The 21,672-nt window shown below is 37.0% G+C and carries 23 protein-coding genes; 15 read left to right on the top strand and 8 right to left on the bottom strand.

Annotated features, from left to right (window positions below):
• Positions 1 to 13: 13 nt before the first annotated feature.
• The 4 genes from QXK50_07545 to lysW/argW are packed head-to-tail and all read right to left on the bottom strand — an operon-like array spanning position 14 to position 3,266.
• Positions 14 to 1,099, bottom strand: a complete 1,086-nt coding sequence (locus QXK50_07545) for a M20/M25/M40 family metallo-hydrolase (protein MEM2009002.1) — start codon at positions 1,097 to 1,099, stop codon at positions 14 to 16.
• On the bottom strand, positions 1,023 to 2,276 hold the full coding sequence (locus QXK50_07540) for an aspartate aminotransferase family protein (protein ID MEM2009001.1): 1,254 nt from the start codon (positions 2,274 to 2,276) through the stop codon (positions 1,023 to 1,025). The genes QXK50_07545 and QXK50_07540 overlap by 77 nt, the downstream gene beginning before the upstream one ends.
• Complete coding sequence (gene lysX / locus QXK50_07535) at positions 2,222 to 3,091, bottom strand: lysine biosynthesis protein LysX (protein ID MEM2009000.1); 870 nt, start codon at positions 3,089 to 3,091, stop codon at positions 2,222 to 2,224. Before lysX ends, QXK50_07540 begins: the two co-directional genes overlap by 55 nt.
• A 4-nt stretch (positions 3,092 to 3,095) precedes the next feature.
• The gene (gene lysW/argW, locus QXK50_07530; protein ID MEM2008999.1) at positions 3,096 to 3,266 is read right to left on the bottom strand and encodes an alpha-aminoadipate/glutamate carrier protein LysW/ArgW; all 171 of its coding nucleotides are present in this window, start codon (positions 3,264 to 3,266) and stop codon (positions 3,096 to 3,098) included.
• A 252-nt stretch (positions 3,267 to 3,518) separates the two neighbouring features.
• Between lysW/argW and argC the strand changes: the two genes are divergently transcribed.
• The 7 genes from argC to asd all read left to right on the top strand — a co-directional run bounded on the left by argC (position 3,519) and on the right by asd (position 10,069).
• Positions 3,519 to 4,580 (top strand): N-acetyl-gamma-glutamyl-phosphate reductase, encoded by a 1,062-nt coding sequence (gene argC, locus QXK50_07525; GenBank protein ID MEM2008998.1) that lies wholly within the window; start codon positions 3,519 to 3,521, stop codon positions 4,578 to 4,580.
• A 14-nt stretch (positions 4,581 to 4,594) separates the two neighbouring features.
• A complete protein-coding gene (locus QXK50_07520; protein MEM2008997.1) occupies positions 4,595 to 5,398 on the top strand; it encodes a [LysW]-aminoadipate/[LysW]-glutamate kinase in 804 nt (267 codons plus the stop codon).
• A 1-nt stretch (position 5,399) separates the two neighbouring features.
• The gene (gene lysM / locus QXK50_07515) at positions 5,400 to 5,819 is read left to right on the top strand and encodes an HTH-type transcriptional regulator LysM (protein MEM2008996.1); all 420 of its coding nucleotides are present in this window, start codon (positions 5,400 to 5,402) and stop codon (positions 5,817 to 5,819) included.
• 71 nt (positions 5,820 to 5,890) lie between these two features.
• Positions 5,891 to 6,841, top strand: coding sequence for a homoserine kinase (locus QXK50_07510; GenBank protein ID MEM2008995.1), 951 nt, complete (start codon positions 5,891 to 5,893; stop codon positions 6,839 to 6,841).
• Position 6,842: 1 nt separating this feature from the next.
• Positions 6,843 to 7,877, top strand: coding sequence for a homoserine dehydrogenase (locus QXK50_07505; GenBank protein MEM2008994.1), 1,035 nt, complete (start codon positions 6,843 to 6,845; stop codon positions 7,875 to 7,877).
• A 6-nt stretch (positions 7,878 to 7,883) separates the two neighbouring features.
• Positions 7,884 to 9,008 carry an aspartate kinase gene (locus QXK50_07500; GenBank protein ID MEM2008993.1) on the top strand — a complete coding sequence of 375 codons (1,125 nt, stop codon included), beginning with the start codon at positions 7,884 to 7,886 and terminating at the stop codon, positions 9,006 to 9,008.
• Complete coding sequence (gene asd / locus QXK50_07495; protein ID MEM2008992.1) at positions 9,005 to 10,069, top strand: aspartate-semialdehyde dehydrogenase; 1,065 nt, start codon at positions 9,005 to 9,007, stop codon at positions 10,067 to 10,069. The genes QXK50_07500 and asd overlap by 4 nt, the downstream gene beginning before the upstream one ends.
• Positions 10,070 to 10,095: 26 nt before the next feature.
• On the opposite strand, the gene QXK50_07490 is transcribed toward asd, so the two are convergent.
• Positions 10,096 to 10,917, bottom strand: coding sequence for a recombinase RecB (locus tag QXK50_07490; protein ID MEM2008991.1), 822 nt, complete (start codon positions 10,915 to 10,917; stop codon positions 10,096 to 10,098).
• 140 nt (positions 10,918 to 11,057) lie between these two features.
• On the opposite strand from QXK50_07490, the gene QXK50_07485 reads away from it, so the two are divergent.
• Both QXK50_07485 and QXK50_07480 read left to right on the top strand, forming a co-directional pair.
• The gene (locus tag QXK50_07485) at positions 11,058 to 12,272 is read left to right on the top strand and encodes a pyridoxal phosphate-dependent aminotransferase (protein ID MEM2008990.1); all 1,215 of its coding nucleotides are present in this window, start codon (positions 11,058 to 11,060) and stop codon (positions 12,270 to 12,272) included.
• Between the two features lie 149 nt (positions 12,273 to 12,421).
• Complete coding sequence (locus QXK50_07480; GenBank protein MEM2008989.1) at positions 12,422 to 13,336, top strand: AEC family transporter; 915 nt, start codon at positions 12,422 to 12,424, stop codon at positions 13,334 to 13,336.
• Positions 13,337 to 13,778: 442 nt separating this feature from the next.
• Here the strand turns inward: QXK50_07480 and QXK50_07475 are convergent, their stop codons facing one another.
• The 3 genes from QXK50_07475 to QXK50_07465 form a co-directional block, all read right to left on the bottom strand.
• The gene (locus tag QXK50_07475) at positions 13,779 to 14,015 is read right to left on the bottom strand and encodes a hypothetical protein (GenBank protein ID MEM2008988.1); all 237 of its coding nucleotides are present in this window, start codon (positions 14,013 to 14,015) and stop codon (positions 13,779 to 13,781) included.
• Between the two features lie 372 nt (positions 14,016 to 14,387).
• Positions 14,388 to 15,722 (bottom strand): FAD-dependent oxidoreductase, encoded by a 1,335-nt coding sequence (locus QXK50_07470; GenBank protein ID MEM2008987.1) that lies wholly within the window; start codon positions 15,720 to 15,722, stop codon positions 14,388 to 14,390.
• An 89-nt stretch (positions 15,723 to 15,811) separates the two neighbouring features.
• Positions 15,812 to 17,050 (bottom strand): NADP-dependent isocitrate dehydrogenase, encoded by a 1,239-nt coding sequence (locus QXK50_07465; protein MEM2008986.1) that lies wholly within the window; start codon positions 17,048 to 17,050, stop codon positions 15,812 to 15,814.
• A 120-nt stretch (positions 17,051 to 17,170) separates the two neighbouring features.
• Between QXK50_07465 and QXK50_07460 the strand changes: the two genes are divergently transcribed.
• The 6 genes from QXK50_07460 to QXK50_07435 all read left to right on the top strand — a co-directional run bounded on the left by QXK50_07460 (position 17,171) and on the right by QXK50_07435 (position 21,656).
• Complete coding sequence (locus tag QXK50_07460) at positions 17,171 to 17,410, top strand: hypothetical protein (protein ID MEM2008985.1); 240 nt, start codon at positions 17,171 to 17,173, stop codon at positions 17,408 to 17,410.
• Positions 17,411 to 17,429: 19 nt separating this feature from the next.
• Positions 17,430 to 17,837 carry a radical SAM protein gene (locus QXK50_07455; protein MEM2008984.1) on the top strand — a complete coding sequence of 136 codons (408 nt, stop codon included), beginning with the start codon at positions 17,430 to 17,432 and terminating at the stop codon, positions 17,835 to 17,837.
• A gap of 63 nt (positions 17,838 to 17,900) precedes the next feature.
• Positions 17,901 to 18,275 (top strand): hypothetical protein, encoded by a 375-nt coding sequence (locus tag QXK50_07450; GenBank protein ID MEM2008983.1) that lies wholly within the window; start codon positions 17,901 to 17,903, stop codon positions 18,273 to 18,275.
• A 183-nt stretch (positions 18,276 to 18,458) separates the two neighbouring features.
• A complete protein-coding gene (locus QXK50_07445; protein ID MEM2008982.1) occupies positions 18,459 to 19,679 on the top strand; it encodes a VWA domain-containing protein in 1,221 nt (406 codons plus the stop codon).
• 13 nt (positions 19,680 to 19,692) lie between these two features.
• Complete coding sequence (locus QXK50_07440; GenBank protein ID MEM2008981.1) at positions 19,693 to 20,019, top strand: FHA domain-containing protein; 327 nt, start codon at positions 19,693 to 19,695, stop codon at positions 20,017 to 20,019.
• An 86-nt stretch (positions 20,020 to 20,105) separates the two neighbouring features.
• The gene (locus QXK50_07435; GenBank protein MEM2008980.1) at positions 20,106 to 21,656 is read left to right on the top strand and encodes a hypothetical protein; all 1,551 of its coding nucleotides are present in this window, start codon (positions 20,106 to 20,108) and stop codon (positions 21,654 to 21,656) included.
• Positions 21,657 to 21,672: the final 16 nt, after the last annotated feature.

Below are 21,672 nucleotides of genomic sequence, written 5' to 3'. Positions count from 1 at the left end.
AGATCTGATTATGTTAAAGTCTGATTATGTTAAAGAATTCACCAGCAGCAGCTCTATACACCTCTATTCCTTGCAAAAGCTCATCAACAGATATTTCTTCTACTGCTGTATGGGCTAGCTCAGATCGTCCAGGACCATAAGCAACTATGTTTTGAGAAACCTCTGGATAGAATATATTCATATCGCTAGTACCATATTTATAGAGTATTCGCGGCCTCAATCCATTCTTTATAATAGCTCTTGTCAAAGCTCTTGCAATAGGATTATTCATAGATGTTTTAACAGGTTTCGTATAGTCAAGTATATACCAGTTACAGCTACTAAAATCGTTGATAATGTTATTTATATCTGTCTTCAAATTCAATATATCTCCATCTATAGATATCCTTATACTTATTATAGACTCGCCATATCTCGGATTTATTGGCGCATCTTCACCACAGAAGAGTTTCAATAATGATGCTGTATTTCTCTTAACATCAATGACACCATAGTTACTTCTAAGTCTTTGCCATATAGATATGAGTTTTTCACATGCAGAGTCTTCGGAATACGACGAGGAATGTCCTCCAGAGCCTGTGCACACAATTCTTATTCTCATGCTTCCGCGATAACCAACAACAACACCATTACCATTACTAGGCTCAGAAACTATTAGTCCATCAGCTCTAAATCCTGATTTAAGGAGATGCTTAGCTCCTAAACTATCTCCCTCCTCATCAACAGCCGCTATAGCGTAAACCTTAAATCTTTTCCTATCTATCATATCTTTCGCTAAAGCAAATCCTATAAATGCAGCTACAAGTGGTCCTTTAGCATCTACAGCACCTCTTCCAGATACGGTATAGCCATCAAATTTTACAGGTATTTCCCAGGGAACAGTATCTATGTGTCCTACAGATGCCAGAATTGTGTTACCTTCACCGTAACCTGCTATAAGGTTTCCAGCACCATCTACCTCAATATATTCATATCCTAGTTCCTCTGCATACTTTTTCAGGACTTCTATTGCCTGTCTTTCTCTACGTGGGGGGCTGTAGATCTTGAGTAAATCCAGAAGCATGTCTACTGCTAAGTTCTTGGTTGATGCATTTATCAAGAACCTCCACCGATTGCTCTATATCGTTATTGGTGATCATGTACGGAGCTAAAAATCTCACGATGGTGTTACCGGCTTTAAGGGCTATCACTCCGTTCTGCTGCATACACTTAATGATTTCCCCAGGTCTTAGTCTAAGATCAACACCTATCATAAGTCCTCTACCTCTAACTTCCTTAACTATTCTGTAATCCTTCAACTTATTCTTAAGCATATCTATGAGCATTCTCCCTTTTGCTCCTGCTTGTAAAGCTACCTTCTCTTCTACAAGAACCTCTGTAGATGCTTTTACAGCTGCACATGCTAGCGGGTTACCGCCATAGGTAGATCCATGACTCCCAATCTCCATTTTCTCACCTATATCTCTAGGTAGAAATATAGCGCTAACAGGAAATCCTCCACCAATTGCCTTTCCAGCTAGAAACATGTCAGGTTCAATACTGTATTGCTCGAAGAGCCATACAGATCCGGTTCTACCGAAACCAGTCTGTATCTCGTCTATAATCATTAATGCTCCCACTTCTTCTGTTTTCTTTCTTACAAATCTTACGAATTCTTCATCAGCTATGTTGATACCTCCTTCACCTTGTATAAGTTCTAAAATAACACAGGCTGTAGCATCATCAACATATCTATCCACATCATCTATACTATTGAATTTTATCTGAACGGTTTCTGGTAAAAGTGGTTCGAATCCCTCTCTATATTTAGGATTAGATGTAACTGATAATGCTCCATATGTTCTTCCATGGAACGAGCCTGTAAAATAGATAATCTTTCTACGTCCCATAATCCTTCTACAGATCTTTAGAGCAAAATCAACAGCTTCACTACCACTATTAAGTAGATAAACATATTCATATCTCTTTGGAATAATTTTCGAGAGAACTTCAAGCATTTCATCTCTTACTCTTATCCTGAATGATGTTGGTAGAGTCGTTATGTTGTTAATCTGATCAATTAATGCTTCAACTACACGTGGATGTCTATGTCCTAGGAAGGCTACTCCATGACCTGTATACATGTCTAGATATCTTCTTCTATCCTTATCCCACACGTATTGTGCTTCGGCATACTCTATATCTAGACCTCTATCCTCATACAGCATTAAGTACTTCAACATTATTTTTTCACCAAACTCTTTATATACTCCATTATCTTCATGTGTATAGGGCATCCCGTAGCCTTTACGGTATTCTTGAATTCCGGAATAGCATTAACTTCATTAACTATGTAACCTCTCTCAGGGTCCTCGAATACATCAACACCAACTATTTCAGCATTTATTGATCTGGCCACCTTTAATGCTAATTCCTCTAGTGTTGAATCTACTTTAGCTGGAACAGCTATACCTCCTCTCGCAGTATTTGTTATCCAATGGTTGCTCACTCTATATATTGCTGCTGGAACTTCTTCACCGATAACGAATACCCTTATATCTCTATTAGGTTTCTTAACAAATTCTTGGAGCATGTTTACCTTCATTATTGGGTTCGGTATATAGCTTCTATGCTCTATTACAGCTCTCAATTCCTCTTCATCTCTAGCCATAGCTATGAGTCTTCCCCAGCTACCATCTATAGGCTTAATGACTACTGGATACCCCAATACATTTGTAGCCTTTAGACAAGAATCGAAGTCGAAAGATATAGCAGTATTTGGTACAGATATTCCTATGTTAGATAACGTCTTTATTGTCCATAACTTGTTCATGGCTATGGCTGTTGATAGTGAGTTATTTACAACTCTAAGACCCATGGATTCGAGCGCTAATGTAGAGTTTAATGCTATGGCATGACTTATAGCTCTCTGTAGAACAACTGATAAAGCAGGATCTAGGCTCTTCTTTCCATTAAGTCCAACAAGAAGATATGTAGAGTGAAGGTGGATAAGCTTCGGTTCAAGGCCGAGTTCTTTTGCTGCTTCAGTTAATGACTTCTCTTCCCATCTGATTACTTCATAAGCTATACCGACTTGGGCAATAAACCCCACCTACTTATTCTCCCCAATCCTCACCTACATCTTCAAATGGTTTAAGTTTCAGTTCTTTACCTTCAATAACTACCTCTAGTGAAACCCCACAATCATGTTCCACTATTTCTCCTGATACTACATCATCTGGCAGTTCTACGCTCCCTCCACATATAGGACATTTTACTTCAGGCATGTTCCACCAAACCTAGATTCTGTTTCAGTCAAGATGTAGCCTCTTTACTGAAACAGGGGTTATATGTAAAACTACTAATAGTTGGTACGAGTTTATGTAAAACATTTGTTCAGATTCGTACCTAACTATATAACGAACATCAGATTTCTGATAGAGTCTCTAACACATAGTTGAGTGTACTAGAGCTTATGTAGCTGAAAAATTCTTAAATTAGAACAAAGTTTTAGCCTTTCCTGAAAACCGGTGACAATATTGAGCAGTAAGATAAAAGTATGTGTGTTAGGGGGTTCAGGGTATACAGGAGGAGAATTATTAAGAATTCTTGTTCAACATCCACATGTAGAAGTCACAGTAGTAACATCTAGGGAGTATGTGGGTAAGCCTGTTCACTATGTCCATTTCAATCTTAGGGGCATGTATAGAAATCTGAAGTTTAGTAACATTGATTTGGATGAGATAACCAGCAATTGTGATGCGGTATTCCTGTCCCTACCTCATGGTGTCTCTCTTCAGTATGTGCCAAGACTTCTTGAAGTAGGTCTAAAAGTTGTTGATTTAAGTGCTGATTTTAGGCTAAAGAATCCTGAAGCATATAAAGTATGGTACGGTATTGAACATAAATATCCAGACCTATTGAAAAAAGCTGTATATGGTTTACCTGAGCTCCATAGAGATGAATTGAGAGGAGCACGGCTTATTGCTTCTCCAGGATGTAATGCTACAGCAACTATACTTTCGTTAATACCCTTAGTTAAGAATAAATTAATAAATTTAGAGAAGATTGTTGCTGATGTAAAGGTTGGAAGTAGCGAAGCAGGTTCTAAACCCTCTGTAGGTGATCATCATCCTGAAAGAGAAGGATGCATAAGACCCTATGATCCTGAGGGTCATAGACATGCGGCAGAAGTTGAACAAGAGATAAGTTTGCTAGCTGGAAGAGAAATAACGATATCTATGGTTCCTCATGCAGTAGGAGCTATACGAGGAGCTCTTGCATCTACACATACATGGCTGGTTGAAGATCTCGAAGATTTGGAGATACTTAAAGCATATGTAAATACATATAAGGGTGAACCATTCGTTAGAGTAGTTTATAGGGTTCCTCCAGGGTATCCAGATCCCAAATATGTTGTTGGAAGTAATTATGCTGATGTAGGGTTCGCTGTTGAACGAAGGATCAAGAGGTTGACATCGTTTTGCGCAATAGACAACCTAATGAAAGGTGCTGCAGGTCAAGCTGTTCAAGCATTTAATATAGCTGTGGGATTTGACGAAAAAGCGGGCCTAGAGATTGTACCATTAAAACCTGTCTAAAGGGTGCTATGGTTATGGTTATTGTTGTTAAAGCTGGTGGAAGAGCCTTAGATAAGAACATAAACGGGATAGTTAGAGGTATAGCTAATGTGGTTGATAGAGATAAGATTGTCTTCATTCACGGTGGCGGAGATGCTGTTACAGAAACGTGTAGAAAATTAGGTATCGAACCGAAATTTGTGGTGTCTCCCGAAGGTATCAGGAGTAGGTATACAGATGAAAATGAGCTCGAAGTCTACGTAATGGTCATGGCCGGCAAGATAAATAAAGCTATTGTATCCAGACTGGTTATGTTCAATGTTAAGGCTATAGGGATTAGCGGGGCAGATGGTCCTACACTTATTGCTGAGAGAAAGAAAAGGATAGTAATTGTAGATGAAAAGGGTAGAAAGAGGGTTATAGATGGAGGCTATACAGGTAAGATAATTAGAGTTGAAACGAGCTTGATCCAGAAGCTAATAGACGAAAATTACGTTATTGTGGTATCGCCTATAGCTATAGATAGCGAGGGTACGTTGCTTAATGTTGATGGAGATCAAGCTGCATACGCTATAGCTGTAGCACTTAAAGCCAATGCATTGATAATGATGTCTGATGTTGATGGAGTAATGCTAGACAATTCTATGGTTAGAGAAATAAAGACATCTGATGTAGATAACATTATCGATAAAATAGGAATGGGTATGAACAGAAAGATAATGTTAGCAAAGAAAGCTGTTGAAGAAGGCGTAGAAAAAGTTGTAATATCCTCAGGATTAATTGAAGATCCCATCCTAAATGCTTTAAGAGGAGGTGGTACAGCAATTATTAGGGGATAAAATGCCTATAGACGACATAGATCTCAAACTTCTTCAACTTCTAAAAGAAAATGCCAGAACTTCCTACTCTAAACTTGCTCGAGAACTTGGGATAAGTGAAGGAGCTGTTAGAAAAAGAATATCGAAATTAGTTAAAAATGGAGTAATTAAGAAAATGACCATAGAGTACGAACTTGAAAATGAAGTAAAAGCAGTAATTCTCGTAAAAACACAACCACCAACACCTGTACCAGATGTTTCGAAAAACATCAGGAGAATTGTTGGCGTTGATTTGGTTTACGAAGTTACTGGCGAATACGATATCATAGTCATCGCTAGAGCTACGGGTGTTGATACAATAAATAGATTTATAGATGAGATAAGATCTATACCTGGTGTTGTAAGTACATACACAATGATAGTGCTAAGAACATGGGTCTAGAACTACCTAAAAATTTTTAAACGCTATCGTGTTAGAATAGTAGGTAAGGTGATTTTGATGCGCCAAACACTATAGATAAATATTGTACAAATGTTAAGGTAAGGGCACCTGCATCTATAGCTAATATAGGTCCGGGATTCGATATTCTTGCTATGGCAATAGAAGGGATCTATGATATCGTTGAAATTACTATATGTAGAGGAAATGGTTTAATCGATGTTAAAGCAGGAGGTTTGGATGTTCCTTCGGGGAAAGACAATATAGTCTATGCTATTGCACAAAACATTATCAAGAAATACGGATTATACAACATTGATATAGTAATTAATGTCGTTAAAGGTGTTCCACCAGCAAGTGGGTTAGGTAGCTCAGGAGCTTCTTCAGCTGCTACTGCTTATGCATTTATGAAGTTTCTTAATAGAGAATATGATGAATACGAAATGCTTAAAATCGCAGGAGAAGGTGAAGTTGCAGCTGTAGGTACACCACACTACGATAATGTTGCGGCAAGCCTTTTTGGAGGTATAGTTGTTCTTGATTTGAATAAAGAAAGAGTGTACAAAATAAAGCCCGGTTTTTCAATCCATATAGCTGTAGTTATTCCCAAAGGTGTGGTTAAGGTTAGTAGAAAGACAGAGTTTGCACGATCTGTTTTACCCAAGAGTATAGACCTAGCTATACACGTTAAACAGTCTTCAGCTATCGCAAAACTTATGTACTCATTAATGAATAATGATATAGAGCTTTTCGGTGAAGCAATATCAACAGACTTTATTGCTGAACCTTATAGAGCCAATCTTATACCCTACTACTATGAACTAAAGGAACTGGCATTAAAACTCGGAGCCTTGGGATTCAACATAAGTGGTGCAGGACCAGCGGTATTCTCGATATATAGATCTGGTGAAGAGGCTCTTAATGTGGGTAAAAAGCTTATATCTTTTCTCAATGATAAGGGTCTATACTCAGATCTCATAGTAACCAGGGTAAGTCACAAAGGTGTGGAGATCTTGGGTGAGTAGTATGGATTTGAGGACCTCTAGAATTGTTGTAATAGGATTTGGTTCTGTTGGCAGAGCTTTTGCTAGAGTTCTCGCTCTGAAGAGAAAAATGATTGAAGATAAGTATGGGGTAGCATTATCCGTTGTAGGGATAGTGGATTCCAAAGGTATGGCCATGAAGAATGAAGGCTTTACTGAGTATGAGCTTCTAAAACTTAGTGAAGTACCTAGATCTGGAGTAAACCTGTTTGTTCCTTACGCATATAACTATGTGGATTTGCATCACATGTATGATACTGTACAACCTGATATCCATATAGAACTTACACCAGCTAACTACATTAATGGTGAGCCAGGATTAAGCGATATAACTTTTGCGTTAAGTAGAGGAATCCATGTAGTCACAGCAAATAAGGCACCTCTTGTCTTAAGGTTTAAAGAGTTAATGAATTTAGCTAGAAGTAAGAAGATCAGCATCAGATTTAGATCAACGGTTATGGGGGGTACACCACTTATTGATATGCTTATGAGTTTGAAGAGCGAAGATATAGAGAGAATAGACGGAATATTGAATGCTACAACAAATTTCATACTTACAGAAATGCATGAAAAACTTATAGACTTTGAGGAAGCTTTGAAAAGGGCTCAAGCAATGGGTATAGCAGAAGCTAATCCAACACTTGATATAGATGGTGTTGATGCAGCTGCAAAATTAGTAATACTATCCTACGTTATTGGCCATGAACTAAAACTTGATGAGGTAGAAAGAGAAAGCTTATCGAAAGTTAAGCTTAGAGATGTTGTTGAAGCATTCAAAGAAGGCTACACAATTAAGTACATAGCCTCCCTGGATGTTCAAGGAAGAAAAGCATCCGTTAGGATCTCGAGGATATCGAGAAATGATGTATTTGCTCAGATAAACGGTACTTTAAATGCTGTTAGAATTAAAAGCAATACTGGAGATCTCTTCTTTGTTGGTAAAGGTGGTGGTGGAGTAGAGACAGCTCATTCAGTACTAGATGATGTTTTAGCTATAGCTTTATCTTCGGAAAGGTGATAAAGAATAGAAGATGTAGTAGTAAAGATAGGTGGTTCCTTACTTAGAGATGGTAAATCCTATATAGAGGTTGCACAAAACATAAAGGAGGTTTTTGCGGAAAGAGGTATCAGACCTATTATTGTAGTATCGGCTATGAAGGGTATAACAGATAGGTTGCTTCAAGCAGCGAGAGGGTCTAGGGAAGCACTTAATGAGGTTGAATCAAAATATACAGAGGTGGCTAGAGAGATAGGTTCGATAAAACTTGTCAAGAGAATTGATGAAGAGCTGAAGAATTTAAGAAGAATAGTTGAAAGTATAGGGAGTATAGATCTAGCGCTTTTGGATATTGTATTATCGTATGGCGAGAAAATCAGTAAGATGATATTAGTCCAAGCCCTAGAACTTAGCGACATAAAAGCTTTTGAATTGAACGCTAAAGATGTTATAATAACGAATAACAACCATGGAGATGCTTTGATAGACTATATAGCCACTTCAATAGCTCTTGAGAAAGTTTATACAGTAATTAGGGATAGCGTTTATGTACCCGTGATAGAGGGATTCATAGGTGCAACACCCGAAGGCGTAATTACAACTCTCGGTAGAGGGGGTTCCGACTATACTGCAACAACTATAGCATCGCTTCTGAAACTTAATAGAGTGTATCTCGTGACTGATGTTGAGGGCATCATGACGACTGATCCAGATCTAGTGCCTACAGCAAAACTGGTCAAGTATATGAGCTATAGTGAAGCTCTAGAAGCATCAATGCATGGAGCAAAAGGCATTAATCCAAAGTCATTTGATCCTCTCGAAAAAGTTTACGGTAGTAATGTTTTAATAGGATCGTGGAAAATGTTTGGTACAACTATATCGAAGGGGATAGCGGAGGAGTTTAAAGGACCTAAACTTGTGATGAAAAAAGATATCGCGGAATATTCGTATATAGCTATAATAGGTGAGGGAACCTCTAAGACGGTATTCATAAAGGATATTCTTAATTATGTTGTCAATTTAGGTATAGAGATCAGAGGTATTCAATCATATATTCATAGACCATCAATCGTACTTTACGTAGACAGAGAAAACAGTTATGATACTTTAAAAAAATTGCACAGAGTTTTATTTGAAGGTGAACACATATGAAAAGACGTGTAGCTGTGTTAGGTGCTACAGGAATTGTTGGTCAAAGATTTGTGTCGCTACTAGATAACCATCCCTGGTTTGATCTAGTGATGGTAACAGCTTCAGAGAAGGTTGTAGGTAAAAAGTATTCAGAATCCGTTAAATGGGTTATAGAGAAATCCATGTCCAGTTCTGTAGCAGAGCTAGTAATAGATCCACTAGATGTTGATGCTATAGTCAGAGAGAAGATAGATATTGCCTTCATAGCTCTGCCCAAGGAGGTTGCGTCGACTATGGAACCCGAGTTGGCCATGAAAGGAGTGGCAGTAGTTTCTAATGCTAGTAACATGAGAATGGAACCAGATATACCTCTGCTTAATCCAGAGATAAATGCAGATCACATAGAGATAGTTGAGGTTCAAAGAAAGATAAGGGGATGGAGTGGGGTTATTGTTAAAGTTCCGAACTGTACTACGGCAATACTTACATTAAGTTTAAAACCCATATATGATGAATATGGTATTAAACGTGTCGTAGTAGCATCTATGCAAGGACTTTCTGGCGCAGGTTTGACAGGTGTACCCTCTATGTTCATCTTAGACAACCTTATACCCTTTATTGAGGGCGAAGAAGAGAAGGTAGAGACAGAATCTAGAAAGATACTAGGTGTTCTAGGCAAGAACTCTATAGAGTTGAACAATAGCTTTGGAGTTACAGCTAGCTGTCATAGGGTTATGGTTTTAGAGGGACATTCTCTAGCAGTATTTGTGGAAACCGAAAAGAAAGCTGATGCAGAGAATGTGATGAAGATTATGGAGGAGTTCAAGAATAATAAGATAAGAGAGCTTGACCTACCTACAGCTCCAAAGAAACCCGTAGTTGTTAGAAGAGAGCAGGATAGACCTCAACCGAGATTGGATAGAATGGAAGGTAATGGTATGAGCGTTGTTGTGGGAAGAATTAGAGAAGACAAAGTTCTAGGTGGTATAAAGTACTTTGTCGTAGGACATAACACCATCAGGGGAGCAGCGGGTACAGGAGTTCTTATAGCAGAGCTTATGGTTAAGAAAAATATCGTGTAAAAAGATCATTATTTAAGATTTACGATTTATTTACTCTTTATTTCATGCTCTACTGCTAGATCCTGTACCTTTGACTCAATTCTAGATATATATGACAAAAACTTTTGTACTTGTTGATTCACAGAATACAATGCATTCTGTAGATTTTTTACCTGTTCAGCAACATCTTTAATAGTCTCAATCAGCCTTCTAGTTTCTTCTAGAGCACTTACAATGCTTTGTTTTTGAAGCAATATTTGTGCAACTCTCTTTATCGAGCTGTATTTCTTTGCCCATTTAGGTATAACGCCTATACGTCTAAGCTCTTCAAGTTTTTTAGAAAAAGTTGAGATATCTAGACCCAATTTTTCAGCTGCTTCGTTAATTGACGATGATGAATAGATAGCATTTAGCAGCTCTATATGTTCTGACTTAGTGTCGGGATTATAGCTATAGAAAATCTCTAAATACTCTGTTAGTGTTTCTTCAATAACTTCTCTTATCACTATATTCAACTCTTCACTTTCGACAAGAAATACATCTGACAACTGGATTACGTGCACACCTAGTTTTGATGATAGTTCTTTAGCAGCTTCATCAGCAAAACCTTTGCATATAACCATAGGTTTAGCGTTCAGGAGAACAGCATTTATGTATGCTTGACGAATACCTGTAATATCTATTCTTCCAGCCTTAATTTCTATAGCGTATACATTTCCATCATTATCTGTGGCTAAGGCATCTACTTCACCAACATCAATACCGTTTATTGTTATTCTCTTTCTAGTTTCGAGAACTCTATAACCTAGATCATCTAAGAGAGTTAGAGCTATTCTCTCGCTTGCAAGCCATCTTCTTTTGGCAGACATATGTGGATCATCCACTAGATTAGTGTGGGGACAACTTTAATAGTAGTGTGGAAGTTTATTAATAGTGGATATTTTGGATCTAAAACAAGAGACAAAATTTATATAGGCTGTTCATACCTTAATGATAAACGGTTAAGCATATGAAGTCTATCGATAGAATTAAACCCTCTGTAGCTCGTGTAAAGGGTAGAAAAAGTTTCTCATACCTAGCTATAGCTAAGCAGCTCGTTAAACAGGGATACGATGTTATAAACTTTGGTATAGGTCAACCAGATCTAGATACACCTAAACCTATTATTAATGAAGCTAAGAAAGCTTTAGACGAAGGATTCACAAAGTATACAGAAGCTGTAGGTATAGCAGAACTTAGAGAAGCCATAGCTGAATACCTAAACAAGAGATATAGTACTGAGGTAAAACCTTCAGAAATAATTGTAACACCAGGAGCACTTCCAGCGATATATCTTGTTTATGCTGGTTATGTAGAGCCAGGTGATGAAGTCATCATAATAGAGCCTTCTTATCCACCATATACGGAACTTACGCTGTTTTGTAACGCTATTCCTAAATATGTACCACTTACATGGAAAGGTACGGAAAAAGGATTTGAGCTAGATCTAGATTTACTTAAGCAAAGCATTACCAAAAAAACAAAACTCATAGTTTTAAATAATCCACATAATCCTACAGGAGCAATCATACCGTCGAAATACGTTGATGAAATCTTGGAGATAGCTGAAAAGAATAATATTGTTGTTCTTGCTGATGAAATCTACAACGAACTTCTACTAGATAGTAATCCCAACTTTAAGTCCACTCTAACCTTTAATAACTGGAGAGATGTCGTAGCTTATGTGAATGGTTTCTCAAAAACATTCTCTATGACTGGTTGGAGACTTGGATACCTTGTTGTTAGGGAAGATGTAGCTAGTAAGTTAGCTAATATAGCTGTAAACATATGGTCTTGTTCAACATCTTTTGTCCAAAAAGCAGGTATCGTGGCTCTAAGGAGCGAAGAGTGCTGGAATTTTGTCAAACATATGATCGATCTTTATAAGAAGCGAAGAGATTTCATTGTTTCAAAACTGAAGAATACAAAGGGGATAGATGTGTGGCCAAGTAGTGCAACGCTCTACCTATTTCCATACATAGGTAATCTGCTTAATGAAATAGGTATGGATGTAGAACTTTTTGTTGAAAGACTCCTCTATGAAAAACATGTAGTTGTACTGCCTGGAACGGGTTTTCCAGATAAAGCTGGGGCATCGTTTATAAGACTTAGCTTCGCTTTAGATATAGATAAGATAGATAAGGGTGTAGAGAGAATTAAGGAATTCATAGAAGAACTTAAATAGGCCCATTAGATATATGGCATTAACAATAGTGTACGGTTATGGTATACACATATACCACAGATAATATGTATAATATGTATACATAATGCGTAAAGGAGTAATGCGTTATCCATATCCTCGATGTAGTAAACTAGAAAGAGGGAGCTGAAATAAATACGCTTGAAAGTATAGTTGTAATGTTTGTTCTTACTGTACTAGGATACATGTTTGGCAAAATACGTTCAAAGATCATTGATGTGTGTATGGATCTAGTTAACAAATTGCTATTTTATGTAGTTATACCGGCAATTATATTTAAAGCTATATATGGTAGTAATGATTTAGAGAACATTTCATCAGCTATTGTTACCTCAGGTACACACATATCATTAATGTTCATAATATCCTACATAACTTCATACGCAATTGGTATAAAGAATAGTAAAGAGTTATCAGCAATCATGATTTCATTGTCTATGCCTAACGTAGGGTACTTGGCTATACCATTATCGGTAGTTCTTATCGGTGATTCTAGATATGTAGTACCATACACGATAGCATTTAATATAGTTCTACCTTTATTGATACTCATACTGAGTATATTCTATAGTACTAACAACAGTAGCAAAATTAATTTGGTTAAGTCTGTACCATTCTTATTTTCTCTAGCGGTATCTCTATTCTTGAAATTCCTTAACATATATATAGCAGTACCGCAAATGATTTTCAGATCTATAGACATCATAATATTGTCTTCATTCGTGATTATAGGATACGAATTTTCGAAGATCGTCATCGATACTATGAAATCAAGCATCAAGTTTGTACTTCTTGGTGTCATAATGAGGTATATGGTTTCACCAATTGTGTTAATCCTTCTAATACTTCAGAATGGTTTGATCAATAACTTCAACTACTATAGGGGGCTTATGCTTCAAAGTGTTATGCCTCCAGCAGTCTCAAACATAATTCTAGCTAAAGTGTATAACCTAAAATCCGAAATAGTATCTATTCTAACAGTAGTATTGACTCCTATATCGATCACAATCACTATAGCAATATTTTCTATATTTCTGCCTTCCTGATTTTAATCTATAGCACAAATTTAGCGTAAAGCCTTAACGTTATTTTCTCTACGTACACTTTATTGAGGTATCTAAGTTCTATTAAGATAAAGGCCGATAGCATGTCTAAGAAGGTACCACATTATCATGTAGTGGGTTTATATGCACTACATCTTCAACATTATCGAATACAATACCAATCCCTATATGCACACAACTGCACATCAGTTTCTGCTTGCTAGACACTTTAGCTAGTTTTTGGTATAATCTCTTTATATGATCTAGGTCCCCACCATCACTGTTGCGTTTATACAGTAGGTAAAACTTTTCTCGACAAAGCTTTAAGGAGTTCCAATAATATTTTCTCGTGTACAGACTTTGTGATGTTTATAAAGAATAAGTATTGATTGCAAAGAGGTAAGAGATATATTAGTGTCGAATAAAACCCTCTAATAAACTTAAATTATGTAGAGAGAATTATCGGCCACTCTCTTGGTATCATTAATACATCAAATTCTAGTTCCTCTCTATCCACATGCCCTTTAATAGGTTTCTCTACTATGTTATTAATCAAGATCTCCAATATTTTTGCATCGTTTATCAATCTGCTGTTCAAAACCAGCCAAAGAGAAACAGTATATTCAATTAGATCAAATGTTGTACACTTGGCTATGTTCCTTAAAGATTTTTTGCTATACACACATTAAATTCCAGAGAATTTTTAGAGAATTTTTCTAAAAAATCTTGCGTATCTCTATAATAACCTATGGTATTCCTTCCAATAATATCCATAACAATTTTCTTGACATAGCCTTAGAGCTATCATATTTCAGCTTCTCATACAATAAACGAATTTTTTGCAATAACTTAACGCTCTAATCATATCGACTTTGAAGCGTTTTCTAACCTTACTAAATTATTTACAGGTGTAATCACTCTCTTTAATGCTTTCCCATGATCTATTTGCGTCACTTTACGTTAGTGTATAAATAATGATATAATCTAGATGCTAGGTGGACAAATTACCTTAAACGTTCATTAAGTTATTAAAAGATTCACGAGAATCATGTAATTAGAATCTACTATCAGATAAAACTCGAGCTGCAACTATAAGTGGGTGCCACACTGGTGCTGTGGCAGGCATGTACCCTAAGTCCGAGAAGAACAGATCATCAATTACAGTATTCCTCTCAATAGCTAGAGCAGCCACATCTATGTAGTGGGCTACAGATATATCCTTACCTACTACTTGTACACCTATGATAGTGTTATTTCTGTCTACAATCATCTTCATCTTTATTTCTACACTTCCTGGGTAATAATGAGCCTTTGTTCTAACACTAATTGTTTTAGCTCTAAAGTCTATACCATTTTCTTTGGCTTCTTTTTCTGTAATACCTGTTCTACCTATGTATAGGTCAAAGAATTTCGTTACAGCTGTCCCAACAACGCCTCTAAAGGCAAGAGTTCTTCCAAGTGCAGCATTGGCTCCAGCTACCTGCCCTTCCTTATTTGCTGTAGGAGCTAGAGGTATCCACACCTTTTTCTTAAGAACTCTATGATACTTTTCAGCTACATCACCAGCCGCATATATGTCTTCAATAGAGGTCTCCATATACTCATTCACAGATATTGAACCCTTTACGCCAAGTCTAATGCCTATATCTTTAGCTATTTCGGTCTGAGGCTTTATACCTATAGCTAGTACAACAGCATCAACATCGTAACTGCCATGTTCTGTAACAACCTTTTCAACTCTATCATTACCAGATAACTCTAAAACAGGTTCAGATAGATATAGCCCTATACCACTAGAAACAAGCTCTTCTTCCACAACTTTAGCTAGATCGCTATCCAGGGCACCTGCTAGAATCTGATGCTCTTTCTCGAACATAAGAACCTTCTTACCCAAGAATAAGGCGGCCTCAGCCATCTCTATACCTAGGTAGCTTCCACCAATAATCGCGATCTTGTCAGCATTTATAATCACGTTTTTTACATGATCAGCATAAGCCGGATGTCTCATGGTCACAACATTCTTAAGGTTAGAACCAGGTATTGTTATAGGAGTCGCACCGGTAGCTACAATAAGCTTATCCCACTTTATGCCTTCAACATCACCCTTTCTTTCAACACGCACAACCTTTTTATCGATATCTATGCCTATAGCCTTTGTATTTATGTAGACCTTGACCCCTCTCTTCTCTTCAAGATACTGTGGCGTATATGTAATCAAACTAGATCTATCCTTAACGAGGCCTTCAACGTAGTAGGGAATAGCACAGGGTCCATGCGTAACCATGTCTGTAGCTTCAATAAGAATTACATTTGTATTCGGATTTAATCTTTTAGCTCTAACAGCAGCAGAAGCTCCCGCAGCTCCACCACCTATAACGACTATATTCATTTTTGTCACCAAATGTGGTTAAATCGATTCGCAAAATAAAAGATTCTATTTAATGAAATATGGGTTTCCTTAGTTAATGGTTAGAGGGATCACTTGAGTAGATTGGCTTTAGCTAGAAGTTTCTCTAAGTTGTTTTTAACCATCTGTATAAAAGATTCAGTATCAACAATAGAGATACTACTACATTCAATTACTTTAGCTAGATCTTGTGTCACTATACCATCCTCTATAGTTTTGATTGTTGCATTCATGAGTATTTCGGCAAATTTCTCTATATCTTCTAGTTTGTCTAGTTCTGCTCTTCTCTTTAAAGCTTTTGCCCATGCAAATATTATTGCTGTTGGGTTTGTAGAGGTTTTTTCTCCTTTGAGATACCTATAATAATGTTTTTGAACAGTTCCATGAGCAGCTTCAGTAAGATAGTGTCCCTCTGGTGACATAAGTTCAGAGGTCATCATGGCAAGGCTTCCTGAAAAGGCTGAAGCAACCATATCTGATAGAACATCACCGTCATAGTTCTTCGTAGCCCAAATGAATCCTCCTTCAGATCTTATAGCTCTAGCATAAGCATCATCTATCAAATAGTAATAATAGTTTAGTCGTTTTTCACTAAACTGGTTTGCAAATTCTTCTTCAAAAACTTTTGCAAATATCTCCTTGAATCTAGCATCATAGATCTTGGAGATGGTGTCTTTAGATGCAAACCATACATCCATATGGACCATGATAGCGTATCTAAAGACCGATCGAGCGAAGTTTTCTATCGATTTATCTAGATTGTAATACGCTTGAATAACTCCGCTTCCAGGAAAGTTGCCGATGTTAATTCTGATTTCTTCACCTTGTAGTGATCTATAGATTATTTCAACTTCTCCAGGTTCGTTGAACTTTATGCCTGTTCCTGCGTATATATCTCCAAAAGCATGTCTAGCAACAACTATAGGTTTTTTCCAGAATCTAACAGCAGGAACGATATTTTTGACTATTATTGGAGCTCTAAATATAGTTCCATCAAGAGCTTCTCTAATAGTTGCATTGGGACTTCGCCACTCCTTCTTCAAGTTATACTCCTTAACTCTTTCAGCATTAGGAGTTATTGTGGCGCACTTAACACCTACACCTAATCGTTTAACAGCTTCAGCAGCTCTAATGGTTATCTGATCGTTTGTTTCATCTCTAACATTTATATGAAGATCATAGTACTCGACCTTAAGATCGATGTAAGGCTCTACAAGTTTCTCCTTAACCCAGTGCCACATAACTCTTGCCATTTCATCTCCATCAATCTCAACTATAGGCTTATCCATAGCCATACGCTTCAAAGCCATCACCTATACCATGCACTAAAAGTCTTCACCTGAGATTTAAGATTTATCAATAGACATTATAGTCAGAAATCCTTCTAGTTCACCACAGTATTTAAGTTCTGTCACTCTATAGCGTCCTGGATGATGAATGGGACCCTCGAAGATTCGATGAAGAAAGTCAGAGATACTGATACATCAACCATAGTAAGCGTGAGTAATAGTATGAGAATCGCTAAATTTCGGAGAAATATAGATAACAATGTAGCTGAATGTTACGTCTGCGAACGTAGATGTAGAATAGATAGTGGTAGAAAAGGTATATGTGGCAATTATGTAAATATTGATGGAAAACTATGTAGCATAGGCTACGGAAGACTTTAGTGCCTTAGAGAGTAGACCTATCGAAATCAAGCCCCTATTTCATTACTGGCCAAATAGCACATCCCTATCATTCTCGTTTTGGGGTTGTAATTTCTACTGTCCATGGTGTCAGAACCATCACATAAGTTTCAGACATCCAAAAGAAGATGACAAGTATATATCTCCTCAGTCTATAACAGCGTTAGCCCTTGAGAATAGCGATGAAGGGCTTTGCGCAAGTTTTAACGAACCCACGGTTTCCATCGAATACGTTCTCGATCTAGCGGAATTAGCAAGAGGTTATGAATTATACTTATCTATAGTTACGAATGGCTATCAAACAATTAGAGTAATTGAAGAAGCATTAGAAGCCGGTATAGACGGTTGGAGTATAGATATAAAGGGTTGCCCGAAAATGAAGAAAGCTCTAGTGAATATAGACCACTAGATTATCTATAGAAACGCTAAATACATAATAGATAGAGGAGGTCATGTAGAGATGGTGTACTTAGTGGTTACAAATACTAATGATTTAGATGAATGTATTGAATGGATTATAGATACCCATCTATCTACCGTAGGATCAAAAACACCTCTACATATCAACAGATACTATCCAGCCTACAAATGGTACGAACCTCCAACAAGTTTAGACAAACTTGTTTCAATAGCCTTGAAGGCAAAAAGAGAAGGAATAGAATTTGTATATTTAGGGAACATAGGAGATTCTTCGTTTGAAATAACCTATTGTCCTAAATGTAATAAAAAACTAATATATAGATGGATGTATAGAGTGAAAGAGTTCAACATGTATAGAGAGGGCGATGTGTATAGATGTCCCAGATGTAGTTATGAAATACCTATTAGGGGAAAATATATTCCGTGAAAGAACTATTAATATCGCAGCAAATTAATATTATAGTAACTAGAAACATATTAATACCTCCATACAACAAATTATTTACAAGCCTTATTTCTACTTCTAGTCGCATAAACAATACTAACACTTAAATTAGTTCTAGCGATACTTATAGAAGTAGATTAGCTATAATCTGCATGGTGTATTTTGTTGTCTATAGCTGTAGAGCCTAAGTTAGCCAAGATATTCATAGTCGAGGACAAGATTGAGACAATTCCCTTCATAGTACGTGTGAAGGGTGTAGGTTCTTCACAGGATACAAGATCTCTCTATGCTGTAGCTATAGATGCCAGCTGGTCTATGGATGGAGCAAAGATATTCAGAGCTAAGGAGGCAACCATACAGATGCTAAAGAACTTGTCTTCCGAGGATCTCGTCAATATATACAGCTTCAATAATAAAGTTGAAAGAATTGCATACATGGCTAAGGTGTCTAACTACGAAACTATAGCTGATTCTGTAGCTAGTATAAAGCTGGGCGGTGGAACAAACATCTACGGTCTCCTCAAGCAGATATACAGAGACTATATAGAGATGAAGAACAGTAACGGAAAAGTGGATAGCTTCAAACTAGTGATGGTTACAGATGGTGTTCCAACAACAGGTGTGAAAGATGAGACAAAGATAGCCGAGATGGCTAAAAAGCTAGGTGAAAATGTATCTATATCCCTGATTATCGGTGTGGGTAGCGACTACAACGAGAAGCTGTTGATGAATATAGCGACAAGCACCAGAGGTTTCTTCGAACATCTGAGTAATCCATCGAAGATACCCTCGATGTTTAACAATATAGCGTCTAGGTATAGAGGATTGTGTGTTAAGAACGTAAAGCTCTTCGTAAGATCGCTTCCTGGTGCTTCTATCTATATATACAATAGACCTGCCTACGCTGTTAGAGGAGGCATAGAGGTAGATGTAGGCGATGTATATAGTAATGAAACAATTGATATTGTTGGAGAGGTGGTGCTTCCTCCACAGAAGAAGGGTCTAATCCATATAGCATCTATATCAGCTAGCTATACCGATACAAAGGAAGTCTCTAGAGAGATATCTCCTCTGCCACTCTCTCTACCATGTCTTTCAAAGCCTTCGATAGAGTACCTAGATATAGATGAGAAACTGTTCAAGGAGTTCAACATGGTCAAGATGGCCTCTCTCCTAGCCAAAGACCTCTATGGGAAATCCTCTATAGTAGATATCAAGAAGATTATTGAGGAACTCGCTAATGCCACTCTTACCGTGGATCGTAGAGATCTCTACTCGAGAACAATAGACATAAGGGCTCAACTAGAACAGGAAGGATTTTCACCAGAAGTGGTTAAAAAGCTTATATCGCTTGTATCTAGGATAGTTAGCGGAAGATTTGAGTAAAGAGGTTGGCTTGATGTCGTCCGAGGGAAGAATTTTGGTCGCTATCTTGAAGAGTATTCACTCCACATCCCACCAGGTTGTGAAGCTCAAACCTAATAGTTACACAATTGGTAGAGACCCTGATTGCGATATAGTTATTGCAGATCCCTTTGTATCCAGAAGACATGCAAAGATATTCTATAGAGACAACAGGTGGTTTATAGAGGATGTGGGCAGCAGAAACGGTACATATGTGGACGGTGAAGATATAAGGGGTAGAGGAGCAGTAGAGCTCAAGGAAGGCATAGAGGTAGTTCTAGGGTTCTCAACGTTGTTAGTTAAGGGATTTGAAGAGAGCTAACTTTATTATCTTTTCAATAATACAGAGATTTAGATCCCTCGCCTCGGACTATAGCGTAATAATGCATTTTACGTCTAGGTGTTTATATGTTTTTACGTGTATGTAGAGACCTTGATAAAATTAGCGAATATATCTTTGATCCTGTGGTATTTTCTTCGATAATGTTAATTAAAGGTAGAAGGTTTCTCCGAAGAGCTTCTGATGAAGCAAAAAATCTAGCTAAACTTGTTCTAGAGATAATTAGAGAATCGCCAGATACTAGCTTAACACATTTTAGATTTGATTTAAGTGATAAGATCTATAGAGTTATTGGTTTAAAAGATATAGCTTTAGCTATTGTTCAAGAAGACCTCTCTGGACAAGTTCAGCTATATGGCACAGAAGTACTTCAATCGTTATCAGAGATTTTTAATAGTAGGGTAAATGTGAAAATGATTGTTGAAGAACTACCCCTATCTCAACTAGATAGCAGTATCGTAGAACTGCTTAAGCCTTGTATTGAAGAAGCTGAAAAAATATGTATATCGCTATGGAAAAGAAAAGGATTGTATTGGTTCATTATCGAAGATGTAGTAAGCGATAAAGGTAGTTATACATATGTATTTAAAGCTTATGATAAACAAGGTAGTACATATGCCTTAAAGGTATTGAAAGAGGATATAGTTGTAGGTAGGAGATTCATGGATGTAGTTAGAGGGTATATCCAAGGGCTAGTCGTAGCTACAGTAGATGATAGAGAATTTATTGATTTATTGGAATTGAAAGGTTATGACAAAGTAATCATAAAAGATCTCCTTCTGTACAAAAAATACATTACATCAGCAAAGGCTTTATTTATTGTAAAAGATAAATTAGATAAAGATGAGTACATGATCTATCCACCAACAATAGTTGAAGAATATGCATCATTAGGAGATCTAGAACGCTATATACAGCTCAATGGTGTTCGAAGTGTTGAAGAAACAATGTACATCCTTATAAGGATTGTTGGCGCAGTAGCCTTAGCACATTTATTCAATATAGTTCACCTAGATATTAAACCTAGGAACATCCTCCTCTATAGTAATGGAAATGAAAACTACAAATATGCGCCTAAGTTAAATGATTTTAGTGGAGCTGTTGGAGATCCAAATAGAGGATACAAATTTGTAAGAATAACACCCGGTTATTCAGATCCATTAGCACTTGCAAAAGGTATAGCCGACTTCAGTTATGATGTGTATAGTATAGCTATGGTGGTAGCATACACACTGGCGGGACAGCTACCGAAACACAGATTAGCGCTCAACATAATTATATTACAGAATCTATATAATTATCCTATTCCTATGGAGAAAATAGAAGATGATGAAAAACCGTTAAAGGAGTTCATAAAAAAGATAATCGATGGATCTCTACAGTTACGTAGTAAATCAATATCTATTCAGAATTTCGTGGAATCAATAAATGAAGATTTAGAACATCTAGATACAATATACATGCCATGGATAAATGATATACCTAAGTCTGTAGCAAGTGTGGTAAAGAAGGCATTAACTTTAGATGCAAACACTAGGTATAAGAATGGTGTAGATATGTGGCTTGAAGCAAAAGAAGCTCTACTAAGAGAGAAAATGGATAATCTCATCCCTAGATAGTGGTTTCCATTCCAGT

The sequence above is a fragment of the Ignisphaera sp. genome, from assembly GCA_038831005.1.
Taxonomy (GTDB): Archaea; Thermoproteota; Thermoprotei_A; order Sulfolobales; family Ignisphaeraceae; genus Ignisphaera.
Note: the sequence above shows the minus strand (reverse complement) of the source record. Positions and strands in the feature narration are given on the sequence as shown.

Excerpts from the sequence above, each read along its gene's own strand:
- QXK50_07540 (MEM2009001.1), bottom strand. The coding sequence starts at position 2,276 with ATGCCCTATACACATGAAGATAATGGAGTATATAAAGAGTTTGGTGAA.
- lysW/argW (MEM2008999.1), bottom strand. The coding sequence starts at position 3,266 with ATGCCTGAAGTAAAATGTCCTATATGTGGAGGGAGCGTAGAACTGCCA.
- QXK50_07520 (MEM2008997.1), top strand. The coding sequence starts at position 4,595 with ATGGTTATTGTTGTTAAAGCTGGTGGAAGAGCCTTAGATAAGAACATA.
- lysM (MEM2008996.1), top strand. The coding sequence starts at position 5,400 with ATGCCTATAGACGACATAGATCTCAAACTTCTTCAACTTCTAAAAGAA.
- QXK50_07505 (MEM2008994.1), top strand. The coding sequence starts at position 6,843 with ATGGATTTGAGGACCTCTAGAATTGTTGTAATAGGATTTGGTTCTGTT.
- asd (MEM2008992.1), top strand. The coding sequence starts at position 9,005 with ATGAAAAGACGTGTAGCTGTGTTAGGTGCTACAGGAATTGTTGGTCAA.
- QXK50_07490 (MEM2008991.1), bottom strand. The coding sequence starts at position 10,917 with ATGTCTGCCAAAAGAAGATGGCTTGCAAGCGAGAGAATAGCTCTAACT.
- QXK50_07485 (MEM2008990.1), top strand. The coding sequence starts at position 11,058 with ATGAAGTCTATCGATAGAATTAAACCCTCTGTAGCTCGTGTAAAGGGT.
- QXK50_07470 (MEM2008987.1), bottom strand. The coding sequence starts at position 15,722 with ATGAATATAGTCGTTATAGGTGGTGGAGCTGCGGGAGCTTCTGCTGCT.
- QXK50_07465 (MEM2008986.1), bottom strand. The coding sequence starts at position 17,050 with ATGGCTTTGAAGCGTATGGCTATGGATAAGCCTATAGTTGAGATTGAT.
- QXK50_07460 (MEM2008985.1), top strand. The coding sequence starts at position 17,171 with ATGATGAATGGGACCCTCGAAGATTCGATGAAGAAAGTCAGAGATACT.
- QXK50_07440 (MEM2008981.1), top strand. The coding sequence starts at position 19,693 with ATGTCGTCCGAGGGAAGAATTTTGGTCGCTATCTTGAAGAGTATTCAC.
- QXK50_07435 (MEM2008980.1), top strand. The coding sequence starts at position 20,106 with ATGTTTTTACGTGTATGTAGAGACCTTGATAAAATTAGCGAATATATC.